This window comes from Pseudomonas sp. KCJK9000 (genome assembly GCF_046230725.1).
In the GTDB taxonomy this organism is placed as follows: domain Bacteria; phylum Pseudomonadota; class Gammaproteobacteria; order Pseudomonadales; family Pseudomonadaceae; genus Aquipseudomonas; species Aquipseudomonas promysalinigenes.
In genome coordinates this window covers 1-15,733 of sequence record NZ_JBJJLN010000070.1, presented here as the reverse complement: position 1 = coordinate 15,733, position 15,733 = coordinate 1, and the positions used below count along the sequence as shown (strand labels likewise).

General features: G+C 60.3%; 16 protein-coding genes. 6 read left to right on the top strand and 10 right to left on the bottom strand.

Features of this window, described 5'->3' with window-relative positions:
• The first annotated feature begins 158 nt into the window (after positions 1–158).
• The gene (locus ACK59H_RS20935; RefSeq protein ID WP_409264867.1) at positions 159–752 is read left to right on the top strand and encodes a hypothetical protein; all 594 of its coding nucleotides are present in this window, start codon (positions 159–161) and stop codon (positions 750–752) included.
• A gap of 107 nt (positions 753–859) precedes the next feature.
• Positions 860–1,813 (top strand): arsenic resistance protein, encoded by a 954-nt coding sequence (locus ACK59H_RS20930; protein WP_409264865.1) that lies wholly within the window; start codon positions 860–862, stop codon positions 1,811–1,813.
• Between the two features lies 1 nt (position 1,814).
• On the opposite strand, the gene ACK59H_RS20925 is transcribed toward ACK59H_RS20930, so the two are convergent.
• A complete protein-coding gene (locus tag ACK59H_RS20925) occupies positions 1,815–2,612 on the bottom strand; it encodes a class I SAM-dependent methyltransferase (protein WP_409264863.1) in 798 nt (265 codons plus the stop codon).
• Positions 2,613–2,753: 141 nt separating this feature from the next.
• Here ACK59H_RS20925 and ACK59H_RS20920 point away from each other — a divergent pair, with 141 nt between their 5' ends.
• Genes ACK59H_RS20920 through arsH form a run of 4 tightly spaced genes read left to right on the top strand, consistent with a single transcriptional unit; the run spans position 2,754 to position 5,617 of the window.
• Positions 2,754–3,104 (top strand): metalloregulator ArsR/SmtB family transcription factor, encoded by a 351-nt coding sequence (locus tag ACK59H_RS20920; protein ID WP_409264861.1) that lies wholly within the window; start codon positions 2,754–2,756, stop codon positions 3,102–3,104.
• Positions 3,105–3,113: 9 nt separating this feature from the next.
• Positions 3,114–4,403, top strand: a complete 1,290-nt coding sequence (locus ACK59H_RS20915) for an arsenic transporter (protein WP_207937222.1) — start codon at positions 3,114–3,116, stop codon at positions 4,401–4,403.
• Between the two features lie 9 nt (positions 4,404–4,412).
• Positions 4,413–4,883: an arsenate reductase ArsC gene (locus ACK59H_RS20910; protein ID WP_409264859.1), complete on the top strand. Its 471-nt coding sequence runs from the start codon at positions 4,413–4,415 to the stop codon at positions 4,881–4,883.
• Positions 4,883–5,617 carry an arsenical resistance protein ArsH gene (arsH, locus tag ACK59H_RS20905; RefSeq protein ID WP_060480408.1) on the top strand — a complete coding sequence of 245 codons (735 nt, stop codon included), beginning with the start codon at positions 4,883–4,885 and terminating at the stop codon, positions 5,615–5,617. The genes ACK59H_RS20910 and arsH overlap by 1 nt, the downstream gene beginning before the upstream one ends.
• A 41-nt stretch (positions 5,618–5,658) precedes the next feature.
• Here the strand turns inward: arsH and ACK59H_RS20900 are convergent, their stop codons facing one another.
• The 9 genes from ACK59H_RS20900 to ACK59H_RS20860 all read right to left on the bottom strand — a co-directional run bounded on the left by ACK59H_RS20900 (position 5,659) and on the right by ACK59H_RS20860 (position 15,291).
• Entirely contained in the window at positions 5,659–5,742 is an 84-nt protein-coding gene (locus ACK59H_RS20900) for a hypothetical protein (protein WP_409264868.1), read from the bottom strand.
• Positions 5,709–6,824 carry a histidine kinase dimerization/phospho-acceptor domain-containing protein gene (locus ACK59H_RS20895; protein ID WP_409264857.1) on the bottom strand — a complete coding sequence of 372 codons (1,116 nt, stop codon included), beginning with the start codon at positions 6,822–6,824 and terminating at the stop codon, positions 5,709–5,711. Before ACK59H_RS20895 ends, ACK59H_RS20900 begins: the two co-directional genes overlap by 34 nt.
• Positions 6,817–7,629, bottom strand: coding sequence for an alpha/beta fold hydrolase (locus ACK59H_RS20890; protein ID WP_409264855.1), 813 nt, complete (start codon positions 7,627–7,629; stop codon positions 6,817–6,819). The genes ACK59H_RS20895 and ACK59H_RS20890 overlap by 8 nt, the downstream gene beginning before the upstream one ends.
• Positions 7,630–7,976: 347 nt before the next feature.
• Positions 7,977–10,028: a TonB-dependent receptor gene (locus ACK59H_RS20885; protein WP_409264853.1), complete on the bottom strand. Its 2,052-nt coding sequence runs from the start codon at positions 10,026–10,028 to the stop codon at positions 7,977–7,979.
• A gap of 216 nt (positions 10,029–10,244) precedes the next feature.
• Entirely contained in the window at positions 10,245–12,467 is a 2,223-nt protein-coding gene (locus tag ACK59H_RS20880; RefSeq protein ID WP_409264851.1) for a GMC family oxidoreductase, read from the bottom strand.
• Positions 12,464–12,955 carry a sorbitol dehydrogenase gene (locus ACK59H_RS20875; protein ID WP_060480413.1) on the bottom strand — a complete coding sequence of 164 codons (492 nt, stop codon included), beginning with the start codon at positions 12,953–12,955 and terminating at the stop codon, positions 12,464–12,466. The genes ACK59H_RS20880 and ACK59H_RS20875 overlap by 4 nt, the downstream gene beginning before the upstream one ends.
• Positions 12,956–12,959: 4 nt before the next feature.
• Positions 12,960–14,300 (bottom strand): cytochrome C, encoded by a 1,341-nt coding sequence (locus tag ACK59H_RS20870; protein ID WP_409264850.1) that lies wholly within the window; start codon positions 14,298–14,300, stop codon positions 12,960–12,962.
• 188 nt (positions 14,301–14,488) lie between these two features.
• Positions 14,489–14,944: a GFA family protein gene (locus ACK59H_RS20865; RefSeq protein WP_409264849.1), complete on the bottom strand. Its 456-nt coding sequence runs from the start codon at positions 14,942–14,944 to the stop codon at positions 14,489–14,491.
• Complete coding sequence (locus ACK59H_RS20860) at positions 14,941–15,291, bottom strand: ASCH domain-containing protein (protein ID WP_269057881.1); 351 nt, start codon at positions 15,289–15,291, stop codon at positions 14,941–14,943. Before ACK59H_RS20860 ends, ACK59H_RS20865 begins: the two co-directional genes overlap by 4 nt.
• Positions 15,292–15,733: the final 442 nt, after the last annotated feature.

The following is a 15,733-nucleotide window of genomic DNA, read 5'->3' as shown; positions in this document are numbered from 1 at the left end:
CTGCGCTACACCGAAGAGCTCACGCCGAGCCAACAGCATTAGGGCCATGTGCCGGGCTTTTGCGTTTCATCGTGCCGTGCGGTACAGGTTCCAGGTGGGGCCGCCGTCGCATGGGGACTACCTTGGGGCCTCGATCAGCTGCCCTAGCGGAGGGCCTCATGCCTACTGATGTAGAACGCTCATTCACTGCCAACCTGCAGGTGGACGGTTACCCGGTCAACGTGCTGGGCAACATGACCACAGGGCCAGTAGTGCTCGCCAGCCCACATAAGCTTCCAGCCTACGGGGTGAATGGCACCCATACCCTGGGCATGCTCGATGCACTGGACAAAGACTGGAGCCATGAGCAGGAGCTCGGGCTAATCAGCTTCGACAAAGCCCCCCAGCCGCCGACACTGTTGCTGTACTTTCGCTACAGCCAAGCGGGCTACCGTATTTATCTGCGAAGCGGGCCGCACTTCGGCAAAGGAGTATTCACCACAGCCGATGGTCTGGTGAACGTGCAACCGACCAAGCCTACCTACCCCACCCAGTGGCAACTCATAGACGCGCAACGCGATGGACCGTTCGACGTTTACCAGGTCAGTGAAAACCAGTGCGATATTCGCGCGACCAACGCAGATGGGCACCCACTGGAGGTACATGGGTTGTTTCCAGTGGGTGGGTTTCTGGCCTGCTACCCCGCGGCCTACTCCAGCACCCTAAGCCTGATCATTCTCGAACGCGGCGTGGACTGGCTCAATCCAGGCTGACTCCAAAGCGCTGGCGGCGCGAGCTGGGCCATGTAATCACTGCCCACTCGACGCCGGCGCGTATTACCCTGTGCACCGATGACCATTTCCAAGCACAGGCCACCCATTTGACCAGAGAGCAACTCGAAAGCCAGCAGATCCCCCTCTATTTTGCCGCCGTAGTGGCCGCCGTGGTTTTCGGCCTACTGGCGACTGATGCTGCTCAGCATCTTCACCTGCTGGTCACCCCCGCCATCGCCGTCCTGATGTATGCGATGTTTCTACAGATCCCCTTCCTCGACGTGCGGCAGAGTCTGGGCAACCGCCGCTTCATGGCCGCGCTGCTGATCGCCAATTTCATCCTCGTGCCGCTGCTGGTGTGGGCACTGAGCCGCGGCCTGGGCGAACACCCGGCGATCCTGATCGGCGCCCTGATGGTGTTGCTCACACCCTGTATCGACTACGTAGTGGTGTTCACTCACATTGGCAAAGGCGATGCGCGCCTGACCCTGGCTGCAACGCCAGTACTGTTGCTGGCGCAGCTGGTGTTGCTGCCGCTGTACCTCACCCTGCTGCTGGGCGACAGCAGCGCGGTGGTGGTCAGCATCACCCCCTTCGTGGAAGCGTTCGTACTGCTGATCGTATTGCCGATGGCGCTGGCCATCCTTACGAACGTTAGTGCCCGCCGCCACCGTATGGTAGCGGCATGGAACGAGGCCTGGGCGTGGATGCCAGTGCCGGCCATGGCGTTGGTGCTGGTGGCTGTGGTCGCTTCGCAGGTTGCCCTGGTGTTGCGGGATTTTGACCAGTTGCTGCCGGTGATCCCGGTATACATCAGCTTCATGCTGCTGGCGCCACTGCTGGGCTTGGCCTCAGCGCGCCTGCTGCGCCTGCCGGTAGCCCAGGCACGCTCGGTAACCTTCAGCGCCGCGACACGCAACTCGCTGGTAGTGCTGCCATTGGCCCTGGCGTTGCCGGAGGGCCTGGGCGGCCTGGCGGCCGCGGCTGTGATTACTCAGACATTGGTAGAGCTTGTCAGTGAGCTGATTTATGTTCGAATCATCCCAAGGCTGGTGCGGTAGATCACTTGCCTGCAACCAGCACGTAGCACATGGGTATACGCAACGCGTTTTGCTCATAAATCGCGTAGATGTCTTCCCGATTGGAATGCGGGTACTCGTTGAAGGCACGCAGCTGCAGCCCTGCGCCGATGACACCGGCCAGCACATCGCCCACTCGGTGAATATGCCAGTAGGACTGCAGATCATTCTGCTCGCCGGTGCCTTCATAGACGATTGCACCGGTTTCAACCACCGGGTCGGTTTGGAAGTAACAACTGCTGATACGCCAAGGGTCGCTGGCTTGAGGGTCGAGCATTTCCAGAAACGGGTGCGTTTCATAGATTACCAACGTGCCGCCTGGTTTCAGCACCCTGGCAACATGATGGAAAAAGGCGCCGAGGTCCGGCATCCAGTTCAATACGCCAATGGTGATCAGGGCAACATCGAAGCGCTCGTCAAGATTGGCCGCCAGCCCGTGGATATCGGCCTCGACGAACTCAGGTGAATACGGGGATTGTTCGGCCAGCAGCCGCGCTTGCTCGAGAAACGCCGAGGACTGGTCGACACCTACCACCTCCGATGCCCCCAGCGCAAAGAGCGACAGCGCTTCGCGGCCGTTGTTGCAGCCCAACTGGATGACCGCCTTTGCGGCGATGCCCACCTGCTGCAATTGCTCGGTCAAGGTCGAGTCCAGGCACGAGAAGCTTTTGTTCTGCACGGCGTCGACTAGCCGAAGCCATTCGGCGCTGCGCCTGTGCTGATCGGCCGACGCATTCCAGGCGTCACGGTTTCGGGCAATGATCTGCGTGTGCGAAAGCATCTTAAACCTCATGTTCGATCGTCGAGGTGCTTACCTTAGCAGCGCCGCCACAATCATCACCGTGCCAACCCGAAAGCTAGTCAAAATTATTCATATATGCGTTAATTCGAATATCCGAATTAGCGTATGTTCAAGTTTCCCATGCCCCTCACTCCTTCCGCTGTATTCAAATGCCTCGGTGATGAAACCCGCGCGCGCATCATGCTGATGCTCCTTGCCGAAGGAGAGCTGTGCGTATGCGAACTGATCTGGGCTCTGGATGACAAACAACCTAAGGTGTCGCGTCATCTGGCACAACTTCGCGCCTGCGGGCTGCTGGAGGATCGCCGACAGGGGCAATGGATCTACTACCGATTGCACCCTGAGCTGCCAGAGTGGATCAAAGGCGTACTGGAGTTGACGCTTCAGGCCCATCGGGCCTGGGTGGACAACGACCAAGGGCGCCTGGCTTCGATGCAAGACCGTCCCATTCGCCAAACCGCCTGCTGCTGAGGTCCACAGATGCTGACTGCTGCTCTGATCTTCGTTTTCACACTCACCTTGGTCATCTGGCAACCCAAGGGCCTGGGGGTTGGCTGGAGCGCCGTTGCCGGCGCAGTGCTGGCTCTGCTCACGGGGGTGGTAAGCCTCGGCGACATTCCAGCGGTGTGGCATATCGTATGGAACGCGACGGCCACCTTCATCGCGATCATCATCATCAGCCTGTTGCTCGATGAAGCGGGCTTCTTCGAATGGGCGGCCCTGCACATGGCGCGCTGGGGCCGGGGGCACGGGGGGCGACTGTTCGCGTTGATGGTGCTACTGGGCGCGGCGGTATCTGCGCTGTTCGCCAACGACGGTGCGGCATTGATCCTTACACCCATCGTCATCGCCATGCTGACCGCGCTGCGCTTTGGCCCCGCCTCCACCCTGGCGTTCGTCATGGCGGCGGGGTTCATCGCCGACACGGCAAGCCTGCCCATGATCGTGTCCAACCTGGTGAACATCGTCTCGGCCGACTTCTTCGGCGTGGGCTTTGGCCAGTACGCTTCGGTGATGTGGCCGGTGAACCTGGTGAGCGTCGCCGCCACCCTGTTGATGCTGTGGCTGTTCTATCGCAAAGACATCCCGGCCCAATACGCCCCAGAGCAGCTGGATGTACCCGCGCTGGCCATCCGTGACCGGGCTACCTTCATCGCCGGCTGGTGGGTACTGGGCCTGCTGCTGGCCGGGCTGTTCGCGTTGGAGCCGCTGGGCGTGCCGGTCAGCGTCGTGGCCGCCTTGTGCGCCGTTATCCTGCTGGTCATCGCCGGCCGTGGCCATGTCATCTCCACGCGCCGGGTGATCAAGCATGCCCCCTGGCAGATCGTGGTGTTCTCACTGGGCATGTACCTGGTTGTGTACGGCTTGCGCAATGCGGGCCTGACCGATGCCCTTGCCGAGCTTTTCAGTTATTTAGCCGAGCACGGCCTGTGGGCCGCGACCCTGGGTACAGGGGTAGCCGCGGCACTGCTTTCATCGGTGATGAACAACCTGCCCAGCGTGCTCATTGGCGCGCTCTCGATTCAGGGCAGCAATGCCACGGGCCTGATCCACGATGCCATGGTCTACGCCAACGTGATCGGCTGCGACCTGGGCCCGAAATTCACCCCCATCGGCAGCCTGGCAACCTTGCTGTGGCTGCATGTGCTTGCGCAGAAGAACATTCGCATCACCTGGGGTTACTACTTCAAGGTGGGCACTGTGCTCACCCTGCCCATCCTGCTCGTGACCCTGGCCGCGCTGGCCTTGCGGCTGAGCCTCCACGCCTAGGAGCCATCGATGAAAGTGCTGTTCATGTGTACCGCCAACAGTTGCCGCAGCGTACTGTCCGAAGGCCTGTTCAACCACGTAGCGCCGCCGGGCATGACCGCTGTCAGTTCCGGCAGCTTCCCCAGTGGCCGCTTGAACCCCCGAGCACTCAGCACGCTGCAGAGCTTGGGGGTCGACACCACAGCGCTGCACAGCAAAGGCTCCGAGCAGTTTCAAGATAGCCCACCCGATATCGTGATCACCGTTTGCGACAAGGCCAGTGGCGAGCCCTGCCCGGTCTATTTCGGGCCATCGATAAAAAGCCACTGGGGCCTGGCCGACCCTTCCGAGGTCGATGGCAGCGATGAACAAAGCCAGGCGGCTTTCGATGCCACCGTCAACCATATCCGCCTGCGCTTTGCTGCCTTCTTCGCCCTCAACCATGGCGCGCTCGAACCCACAGAGCTCAAGCAAGCGCTGGACCGGATAGGTGAACTGTGATGACTGAACTGACCGCCCAACACCCAGGTGATTTGCCCAACCTGGATCTGCAATTGTTTGACGCCCCAACCTGCGAGAAGCTCAACGAACAAGCCGCGCCCACCCACAAGCCGCGCATCCTGCTGCTGTACGGCTCGACCCGAGAGCGCTCGTTCAGCCGCCTGCTGACTCAGGAAGCGGCACGCATCCTGGAACTGATGGGTGCCGAGACCATCATCTTTGACCCCTGCGGTTTGCCACTGCCCGACGATGCCCCCGTCGAACACCCAAAGGTTCAGCAATTGCGCGAGCTGGTGCTGTGGTCCGAAGGCCAGGTATGGTGCTCCCCCGAGCGCCACGGCGCGATGTCCGCTGTATTCAAGGCGCAGATCGACTGGATACCCCTGGCCCTTGGCGCGGTAAGGCCTTCCCAGGGCAAGACCCTGGCGGTCATGCAGGTGTGTGGCGGCTCACAGTCGTTCAACGCTCTCAACCAGATGCGTGTGCTGGGCCGATGGATGCGTATGGTGACGATCCCCAACCAATCATCGGTACCCAAGGCATTTCTGGAGTTCGATGAGAACGATCGCATGAAGCCCTCTTCCTACTACGACCGGGTAGTGGATGTGATGGAGGAGTTGATGAAGTTCACGCTGCTGCTGCGTGGCCGCGATGCCTACCTGCTGGACCGCTACAGCGAACGTAAAGAAAGCGCTGAGGCGCTGTCCAAGCGGGTGAACCAACGCTCGATCTAACACCCGGCCCGCTGCTGAGCGAGCTTGACCGAGCGCGCCAGTCAAGCGGGCAGAAAAATCGAGAATGTCGTGCCATAAACCGGGTTGGACGTCATGCTGATACGCCCCCCGTGCGCTTCGACGATCTGCTTGACGATGAACAGACCCAGCCCGACCGAGCGCAGCGCAGCGCAGCGGGCTGGCAACTGCCGCGAGTCATGGGCTCGAACAACACCGGCAGCAGCTCTTGGGCGATGCAAGGGCCGTGATTGTGCACGCTCAGGGCAACCCCTTCGTCGCTGAAATCAGTGGTGATGGTGATGGGAAAGCGCATGTCGCCATAAGCCGCGCTGTTGGCGACCAGGTTGCCGATCATCTGGTGCAACCGGTCATGGTCCACCTCGAGCTGACCTCGCCCTCGCGAAAGGTGACGGATGCAGGTGTTGCCCAAGGCTATCCTGAGCTCGCCTACGCACTGGTCCACCGCTTCGAGCAAATCCACGTTTCGCCGCCGCACGCTGAGGCCCTGCCCCAGCCTGATCGAAGCGAAGTCCAGCAGGTCGACGACCATGCGCTGGGCGCGCTCGGCCGATGTGCTAATGCTCGAAAGCAGCCGACGGGCTCGGTCACTGTGGGCATCGCGTGCCAGCAACTGGGCTGCCATCTTGATGGCTGTCATGGGGTTTTTCAGGTCGTGGCTGGCGACGGCGACCATCTGCTCGGCGTGTAACGCACGCTGCTGGGCTTGGGCGTAAGCGGCGGCCAGTTCATCCTGAGCACGCTGCAAGGCCTGCTCTGCGCTGACCTTTTGTGCCAGCAGCTCCTCGGCACGCTGCATGGCTTGAAACACCAGATGCTCGTTGCGGTCACGTTCAGTGGTGCTGAACAGCGCCAGCTGATAACGCACCCCCTCGGATGTTTCACGCCTCACTGCGTTGAGCAGCATGGCCACCACATGACCTTCACGGTGGCACAGGCCAATCTTGACCTCGGACACCGAGCCTTGCATGTTCAGCAAAGGGCCCCAGTGTGTGAGCTGGAACGTGCGCCCCGCCAGCGTCAGTAACTGGTCAAAGCTGCGCAGCAGCAAGCTGTCGTTGTCGTAGCCCAGCCAGTTGCTCAATGTCGCATTGCAGCGCAGCAAAGTCCCGTCGGCCTCCATGACCACCAAGCCACAGGGGGCACAGTCGAAGTACTGCTCGGAAAACAGCGAGGCAGGGTCATTCATGGCCAAAGCCAAGTTTGGCGAAATAATCCTCCATCGCCGCAGTGCACGCGCTCGGCGCGCTCAGCTGGGGGTAATGGCCCAGGTTATCGATCAGCACCAGCTGGCTATTGGGTAGAATGCCGTTCAGGTATTGGCCCACGGCGACCGGCACCACTGGGTCTTCCCGGCTTTGCAGAATCAGTGTCGGCAACTGCAGCCCGACTACATCCTGGCGATGGTCGGACAAAAAAATTACCCGGGCAAAATGCCGGGCAATCTGCCCGTCGGTGCGACAAAAGCTGCTCAACAACTCCTCCTGCAGCGAAGGCTCACCGGATGCGCCCATCAGGACTGGCGCCATGGTGCTGGACCACCCAAGGTAGTTTTCGTCGATGGCGCAGAGCAGCCCCCGCACCTCCTCCAGCGAAAAACCGCCGACATAGTCGTCGCTATTCACGTAACACGGCGAGCCACCGATCATCACCAAGCCGGCCAGCCGGCCGGGCTGCAACCGCTCGGCCAGCAAGGCGACGGTAGCGCTCACCGAATGCCCGACCACGATCACCGAGCCTTCACCATATTCGTCGATGATGGCATTCAGATCGGTGGCGTGGGCCCAAAGCGAGCCATACGTTTGCCGGTCATAGGCTTGCAGGTCAGATTCCCCGGCGCCTGTGAGGTCGAAAGTAATGACACGCATTCGAGCGCTGAAATGCGGCAGCAAAAACTTCCACATCGACTGATCGCAACCAAAACCATGGGCCAGGATCAGCGTGACGCTACCGTCGCCAGTGATATGCACATTGTTTCGCTTCTGCAGACTCATACATATCCTGGTGTCGTTCGCCACCGAGCCCGCATCGATTGCATGCCCGATCATTAAGGAGAATAGTGCCAGGGCAGGTTATGCGCTGCGCATTCATAGCCCCACGCAGCTTGAAGCAATATCTCGTCCCTGCATGACGCCCACATGGCCACCATACGCGATACCGTAGTACAAAGCCCGTACTCTAGATTCAAGACAGCGAAGCAGAGCGCTTCGTTTCTCAAAGATGCATAAAAAAGCCCGCCAAGAGCGGGCAGGTGCGTAGGTTCCAAACTGCCACCAACGCCTCATTCGATCCGCCGAATGGTCATTCAGCGGCACCGGCAGATGGCTTGCGGGACCAGAGATTACAAACTCATGTTGATCGACACGAATGCCGAACGGCCAGGCGCCGGTGAGAACATGGCCTGGTCATCGCCTCCCCAGAAGAAATTGTCGTACCAGACGTAGGCGTACTGACGATCGAGCAGGTTCTTGACCTGCAAGTCCACGCTGGTGGACGCATTGATGCGGTAGCTGACACTGGCGTCCACCACCACGAAGCCTCCGTATTTGCCTTGCTCGTTCAGCTCATCGATGTAGTAACTACCTTGGGCACGACCTTGCATGCCGAACTTCCAGTCATCGTTATAGCGGTAGTCGGCGCCCAGATTGCTGATGTAACGCGGGGTCGAAAACACCTGCTTGCCGGCCAGCGACTGGCCGCTTGCCGAATAGGCCTTGACCACCTTGGCTTCCTGGATGGCATGGGAAGCCCACAGGGTCCACTGTTCATCCAACTGGGCGCTGAGTTGCATATCCACGCCACGGCGCCGGGTTTCGCCAAGACCCACCGTGGTGCCGGTGCTGGGCATATTGGCAACTTCGTCGGTGGCGTCCTGCTGCCATAGGGCAACCCGCGCCTGGGCACCGGCAAACGGCTGGAACTTGACGCCGACTTCCTTGCCTGTGTTGATCGATGGGTCGTAAGAGGCCTGCCCTGGGGTCATGTAGGCCGGTGCGTTGGAGCCGGTCAGAATCTGGAAAGTCCGGCCCCAGTTTGCATACAGGTCGATTTCCGGCGTCAGGCTATAAATCACGCTGAGCTTGGGCTGGCGGATCCAGCCGTAATCCTGCAACGATGCGTTGACTCCATTGGGCAGCTCCGTGTTGCCGGAAAACTTGTCAACGCGCATGGCAGGGATGATCTTCAACGACTCGGTCGGTTGCACCACGGCCTGCACATAGCCCCCGATATTGCGCAGGGTATAGCGATCATCGTCCTGCACGCGGGCAGGTGGGGCATCGAAATTGGTCGGCACGCCGTAGGCATAACGCATGCGGCGGTAGGCGTTGTCCTGCTCTTCGTAGTTGATGCCGCCATCCAAAGTCACCAAGTCGTTGGCGCGCCAGGTAAGGTTGCTGAGCATGCCCCTTTGCTGTTCGTCCCACTGCCTGCGCTGACGCGGCGCATTGCCGGGGCGGTAGTCGGTGAAGGTGATGGTGCGGTCATCGTTGTAGCTGTTGTAGTAGAGCTTACCGTTCAGGCTCAGGTCGTCAGCCAACTGCCAATCGGCGTGCAGGCTCAGGTGCTTCATGTCGCGGTCATCGCCATCGTTGCCGTTCTTGGCTGGCGACTGGGTGCGGCTGTCGTGCATCTGCTGGCGGGTCAGGAAACCTGGCTCCTGAGCCTGGTGGTGATACAAACGCGCGATCACGCCAACACGCATGTCCTGCTCGTCGCTGCTGACGAACCACTTGCCGCCCAGGGAATACTTGTTGGAATTGCTGTGGTCACGGTAGCCATTGCTGTCCTGCTTGGCCAGGAAGTAGTTCTGGGCGAAGTTGCCCTCTTCATGGCCCACCGCCAGCTGCACTTCACGGGTGTCGAAGCTGCCGTAGGTCAGGCGGCTGTCGGCATAATTGCCGCCCTGCCGGGTAGCGAAGTTGATGTTGCCTGCGATGTTGTGCAGCCCATAGCGCGGGTCGTTGGTCCCGCGCACCACCTCGATGTATTCGATGTCGAGCGGGAAGATCATGTCGATGAAGCGCTGGTTGCCACTGTTGACGTTGCTTGGCACCCCGTCGATCAGGGTCTTGATGCCATTGATGTAGCCCTCGCCATTGAACGCACGGAACGTGACCTTGCCCGACTCCGCCCCCTGCCCCGTTTCGGTCAGCTGAATACCTGGCATTTGGCCCAGCAACTGCCAGCTGTTCATCACGTTCTTGTCCTTGACCTGATCGCCGCCCAGCACATCCACCGAGGTGAGCACATTTTCCGTACTCAATGCCGTGCCTGCTGTGTGGGTGATGTTCACTTCACCCAGGGTGATGGTCGAGCTGCCGGTCTGGTCGGCGAAAATGTCAGGGGTAACCATTGCCGTGAAAATGGCAAGGGAGGCCGGGGTAAATCGCATGGAGGCTCCTGAAGCGACAAGGTAAGAGCGCGTGTTGGCGCAAGGGCTGGATGGCCGAATCTAATCAGGCTCTAATTCGCAGATGTTATATCATAACAACCTGCAAATGCATTATTTGGTCCCTTTCCCATTACCTCGAAGCCTCCAAGCGCCAACTCTCATCAAGGCGCAACACCCCACAACGCTGTGGCATTGCGGGGTGTTGCAAGTCAGCGCTTATAGCGCCCCGAAACGCACCTCCACAGTCAGGCTGCCAATGTTGTCACTCAGCCCAGCGCCATAACGCCCGGTGAGGTCATCGTTGATGCACAGCTGCAATTCGCCCTGCTGACCACGCGGCAACTGCGCCTGGTCGCCGACCAGGAAGGGCACACCGCCAGTGCCGATACGCCCGATCAACGCGCCTTCCGGTTGCCCGGGCAATGTATAGCCAGGCGCAGCTATCAACCCGGGGTTGCCTGCCGCGCCGACCATCCCGGTGCTCGGGTTGGCTGTCCATCGGCCGCCAGTGCATACCGCCAGCTGCCAGCTCTGCCCATTGACCTGCACACCGGTGCCCTGCCATGCCTGGTTGGCCTGCACATGCACCGTGCGCTTGAGCAGGTCGCTGGCGACCACATCGGCGGCCTGGAAAGTCAGCGCGGTGATGGTCAGCGTCGGGTTTGCCGTCCCTGTGGTGGGGAAGACACCATCGCCGACCAGGAACAGGTTGGGGTGATCCCAGCTGCGTTGGTCTTTGTCGACCACCGACTTGGTGCGATCCGAGCCCATACGGTAGGTGCCCATCAAGTGGCCTGCGCCATAGAACGCATAGTGCTGGCCACCGTATTCGAACACCGTCTGTGCCCCCTTCTTGGGGTCCGGGTCAAGGTCGGTAAGCTCGGTGGCGCCCATCAGCTCGGTGATGATGTGCGTGGCAGCCAGACGCGCCTGCTTGAAGCCCTCCTTGGTGTAGTCAGAAAAGTCGTAGGTGATCTGGGGCCGAGGCAGACCAAGGCCGTCGGTGAACTCTTTCGACAACTCCACTCGGCACAGGGCCTTGTCTGGGTCTTTTTCCAGTTGCTCGACCAGAAAGCCCAGACGGAACTGGCGGGTCAGTACGCTGTTGAGCTTCTGCACCAAGGCCTCGCCGGACAACGCCAGGTTTTGGGGGTTGGCGCCGGCATCGTTGGTGCCGTCGATGAAATCACAGACCGTTGCATACGGATCGTTCTTCGACCAATTCCAGCCCTCATTGCCGATCTCGATCCGCCAAGCCGCGCGCTGGCTGCGGAACGCTCCATCGCGCATGTCCTCGATGCCGGAAGTGGACAGCGGCCCACGAAACGGGAACAACGGCTTGCCCTCAGGCATCAGGCCCCAGGCCAGATACACCGGGTGGTCGGACAGCCCCATGCCAACCTGCCCACTGCTGTTGGCAACGCCATTGGGGCTGTGGGGCCCAACGGAATTGAGCAGCAGCTTCGGCGTTTCGATGGCATGGGCGGCGATCACATAGCGCTGGCCTTGGGCGGCACCGTGCTGGCGCGTGCCGTCGTCCTGGTACTGGATGTAGTCGATACCGGTGACGCCGTTGGCATCGACCTGCACCTTGCTGGCCACGGTTTGATAGAGGATGCGCACGTTACCGGTATCCAAGGCCTTGGCCATGGTCACCGTGGCATCGTACTTGGCCTGGATCGGGCAGATCGGTGTGCAACTGGTGTTGCCAGCGCAGACTCGGCGGCCATTGTCGTTCTGCGAGTTACGCCCGGCTGGGGTTTGCCGCACCTGCAGATTGAAACCTTGGTACTGAGTACCATCGATGCCCTTGCCCAGGCCCTGATCCACCAGCGACGGCGGAATGCCGTGCATGCTGTATTGGTAACCTTGGGGGAAGGTCACGCCCAGGTAGGTTTGCGCCGCAACATCGGCGGAAACGCCCATTTCTTCCTCGGCGCGGCAGTAGGCGGTTTGCAGGTCATCGTAAGAGATTGGCCAGTCGACGCCGACCTTGTACGCACTGTGCATGCGAAAATCATTGGGCAATAGCCGCAACGCGGTGCCCATCCAGTGCCACATGGTGCCTCCGCCCACCCGCTCATAGGTGCTGGCGAACAGCAGTGGGCCTTTTTGCACCAGGTAGCTTTTCTGCGCTTTGTCTGGGTCTGTGCTGCCAGCAGTGATCAGGTCTTGGATGGTTGCCCGCGGCGCGAACTGACTGGCTGGGGTCTGCTCGCTCTGTTGCGGCGGATAAGGCGCTTCCGGCGACTTGAGCACGGCCGTGTAGAAGCGCTCCAGGTACTCGCTGCGGTTGGGGGGAATGGCCGGGCCCGACTCGAGCACCAGCACTTTCAAGCCGGCCAGGCCCAACTGATAGGCCATGACACTGCCGGCCATTCCGGCGCCTACCACGATCACGTCGGCGGTTTCGATGGTCTGGGTTTGTACATTGCTCATGGCTGCTGCCCTTCCTTGGCGTCGACACCGGTAAATTGCTTGAGGGTCGGTGGCTGCTCAGCCCAGTAGCCGAAGTGGTACTGGCTGTAGCCCATGGGGTGAGACTGAGCGATCTTCCATGCCCAGCTTTCCTTGTAGGCCTGGTCGCTGATCACATGCGTATCACCTTGGCGCGCACTGCCCAGGTCATAGGGCTGGTACCAACTGCCCAGTAGCCACAGCTTCATGATTGAACGGGCGCCTTGAGCGATTTGCGGGTTGGCGTTGCTCAACACCGCACTGGCTATTTGCGCAGGCGTTTGGCCCTGAAGGCTGGCAAACAGCTCCAGCAAGCTGCTGAAGGCCTCGGTGCCCATGCCTTGCTGGGCGGTGGCGAAGAACACCGGCGGCAGGTTGATCGGGTCGAGGGAGGGCGCCAGCAGCTTGGCCGACAGGCCTGTAAGGACAGCGGACAAACCGATGAAATTCTGCAGACTTTGGTCGCTCATGGCATCACTCCTTGGCGCCGGTAGATTGAGCACGTTCAAGCAGGAAAGTGAAATCGGCGAAGCTGGTGCGCGGTGATTGGGTCACGCGGGTTGTGGCGTTGTTGTGGCATTCCATGCAGCTGGAAGACGCCTGTGGAACGGTGCCCTGGTTGTAGGTTTCCAGCGTGGCGTTGGCCAGAAAGTTCGGTGCAGGCGTGCCCAGCGGGTTGGTCGGCGACGGCACCTGGCAGTCGTCCGCCGCATCGGTGGGCCACTGAGTGCTGATCAGCTGGTAGTAGGCCCACACTGTGCCCTTGAGCGCACCTTGCCACTGGGCGTTGAGCTGATGGGTAGCCGCAGTGATGGGAACCTCACGCACAATCTGCGAGGGGGTGGCCTTTTTCGACGGGTCCCAGGGTTGCGCAGGCGGCTCGTTCACCGGCCGGTCGCTAGCCTTGGCGTCATAGAACAGGTAAGGCCCTTTGCGCTCGTTGATGGGCGTGGTTTTTTCCGGCACGTTGCGCACATGTTCGAAGGTCGACCAGACCCACTGCGGCGCGCTCTTGGTTTTGTGCACGATATGCAGGCCCACCAGCCCCACCTTCTGCGCCGCACACGACTCGGGGATAACTGCCCCCTTGTTCGGGTCGGCGTTGCCTGGGGTGTAGACCAACGCGTCGACCGCGTGGAATTCCTGCGGGTTGTCATTGGCGTCGAGCACCTTCCACGCCGACTTGACCATGATTGCGCCCACCTGCTTGTCCTCTGACGAGCCACAGGCAAAAGCGATGCGGTTGTCGGCCTTGCTCAGAAATGCCTGCTGACCTTCCTTGCTGTACAGCCCATTGTTGACGATGTCATCGAACATCGGCTGGTTGACCATGATCGCGTTGCGCGTGTAGGTCCCGCTTTGATCGACCAACGGGCCCGTCTTGAAGGGCTGGATGAACTCATCGAGCACCCCCGCGACCTTGCCCATCTGCTGCAGCACCGGCAGGTCGCCCTTGCCCTGGCAGGCCGCAGGAACTGGCGCCTGCTGATCCCACGCCACCGGTTTCTGCCCCTTGGGCAGAAAAATCTCGTAGCTCTCTTTCCAGGACTCCCACACCGTCTTGCCGGGCCCGCCGATCTTAGACGCGGTATTGGCGCTACCGTCGGCGTTGGCGGGCCAGTTCAGGGCGACGAAGGTTTGCCAGGACAGCACGTCAAAATCGTGTTGCAGGTTGTCCAGGGTAAAGGGCGCTTGGGCGGTGACATCGAAGGGAATAGCGGGTGACAGTACCGGGGGGCTGGCCGTATCGGCCACGGCTAGCGTACTGGTGAAGCTTGCCCCCAGATACGCTAAGTGTTTCAGGGTTATTTTCATTGTCGTCTCCTCAGCAGATATAGCGTCGGGACGACGAGGCGTAGCGGTCCTTCATGGACCAAATATTAGCGTTATCCCTGACGCTAGGGTGCAGGCTAGACGGTGGATAGGAGGGCTTTTGAATATCCGACTAACGGTAAGGATATTAAGACAGCTCCAGCCGCTCATAGGCGGCTAGGTGCAACGTTTCAGGCTTTTTCAGCGCCGGGATTGGCCTCATACCGCAGCCACCCCGCAACCACCGCCTGCCCATCCATCCTGTCGTTGGGATGAGAGCGCCCTTCGCTTACGGGCACCTCGGCGAAATCGAACGGGCTCATGCCCTCGATACAGGCGACATTGACCCCGTACTGATCCGGCGCTGAACGGCGCTGGTGGAAGGTGTAGATACCGCATTTGGAGCAGAAGTAGTGCTTGGCTTGCTGGGTATGGAACTGATAAAGCGTAAGCGCCTCTTGCCCATGGGTGACCGTGATGTCGTCCAGATTGGCAGACACCGCCACAGCGCCACGCATTCGGCAATATGAGCAATTGCAACGGCGCGCGGTGTGCAGGCCGTCGGTCAGGCGCAGAGAAAACCGCACAGTGCCGCAGTGGCAGGCTGCCTGGTGGATGGAGCGGTCATCGCGATGTTCATCAGTCATGGTGTTTCGCAAGCCTCAGTAGAAACCTCGACCTCATAGATACCCCGTGCTGCGCGGGCAGAAAACGGGCGAATCGGCCTCACATCAGTCAATTCCCATGCGAGCCAACCCTCTTCGAAGTAACTTGCACAGGCTGCAGCCATGTCAGCAAGCACGAAAGGACGTACGGCTCTTATGCGCACGATCGCCACGGCGATGCCGTCGTGGTCCTCATCTGCATCTGCGTGGAGAAAACGGCCGTTTTCGACGATCAGAAGATCCTCGGTGGGATTCAAGCCTGGATGCCAGCGACGGACTTCGAGGGTTTTTACGCCAGCAGCGATTCGGGTGCCACTGGGCTGGACGATTGATAGGGCCTTGATGGTTCTCTCCCAAGAAGTAGGTGGCTGGTAGGGGTATGAAGGCTAGGTGAAAGCACTGGCTTTCTCACGCGCGTAAGGCTACATCGACCGTGTCGCGGGTCGTGATCGCCTTGAGCGGCTGCATGAGGTCGAAGATGTCCCACGATGGCGCCTGCGACTAGCAGCGGGAATACGGGAGTCTTCAACGACTGTGCACAGTTCGCGAAGGGATAGGCGCCCTCATCACAGACATTTATTTGTGCCAGTCCAAAGCAATGCGCTCGAATGAGCGGCCTGTGAAAAAAGTGGCTGGAGGCTGTAGGAACCCGACGGATCGGCAGACCGAAAAAAAATCGCCAGAAGGCGTAATGCTGTTCACTTAAGCATTTGAGTCCAGGGTTGGGGGCGAAAAAATCCGATACCAGTGATCTGGTGTCGGATTTTTTTG

Excerpts from the sequence above, each read along its gene's own strand:
- ACK59H_RS20870 (WP_409264850.1), bottom strand. The coding sequence starts at position 14,300 with ATGAAAATAACCCTGAAACACTTAGCGTATCTGGGGGCAAGCTTCACC.
- ACK59H_RS20910 (WP_409264859.1), top strand. The coding sequence starts at position 4,413 with ATGAAAGTGCTGTTCATGTGTACCGCCAACAGTTGCCGCAGCGTACTG.
- ACK59H_RS20885 (WP_409264853.1), bottom strand. The coding sequence starts at position 10,028 with ATGCGATTTACCCCGGCCTCCCTTGCCATTTTCACGGCAATGGTTACC.
- ACK59H_RS20880 (WP_409264851.1), bottom strand. The coding sequence starts at position 12,467 with ATGAGCAATGTACAAACCCAGACCATCGAAACCGCCGACGTGATCGTG.
- ACK59H_RS20925 (WP_409264863.1), bottom strand. The coding sequence starts at position 2,612 with ATGCTTTCGCACACGCAGATCATTGCCCGAAACCGTGACGCCTGGAAT.
- ACK59H_RS20920 (WP_409264861.1), top strand. The coding sequence starts at position 2,754 with ATGCCCCTCACTCCTTCCGCTGTATTCAAATGCCTCGGTGATGAAACC.
- ACK59H_RS20865 (WP_409264849.1), bottom strand. The coding sequence starts at position 14,944 with ATGACTGATGAACATCGCGATGACCGCTCCATCCACCAGGCAGCCTGC.
- ACK59H_RS20935 (WP_409264867.1), top strand. The coding sequence starts at position 159 with ATGCCTACTGATGTAGAACGCTCATTCACTGCCAACCTGCAGGTGGAC.
- ACK59H_RS20875 (WP_060480413.1), bottom strand. The coding sequence starts at position 12,955 with ATGAGCGACCAAAGTCTGCAGAATTTCATCGGTTTGTCCGCTGTCCTT.
- ACK59H_RS20915 (WP_207937222.1), top strand. The coding sequence starts at position 3,114 with ATGCTGACTGCTGCTCTGATCTTCGTTTTCACACTCACCTTGGTCATC.
- ACK59H_RS20895 (WP_409264857.1), bottom strand. The coding sequence starts at position 6,824 with ATGAATGACCCTGCCTCGCTGTTTTCCGAGCAGTACTTCGACTGTGCC.
- arsH (WP_060480408.1), top strand. The coding sequence starts at position 4,883 with ATGACTGAACTGACCGCCCAACACCCAGGTGATTTGCCCAACCTGGAT.
- ACK59H_RS20890 (WP_409264855.1), bottom strand. The coding sequence starts at position 7,629 with ATGAGTCTGCAGAAGCGAAACAATGTGCATATCACTGGCGACGGTAGC.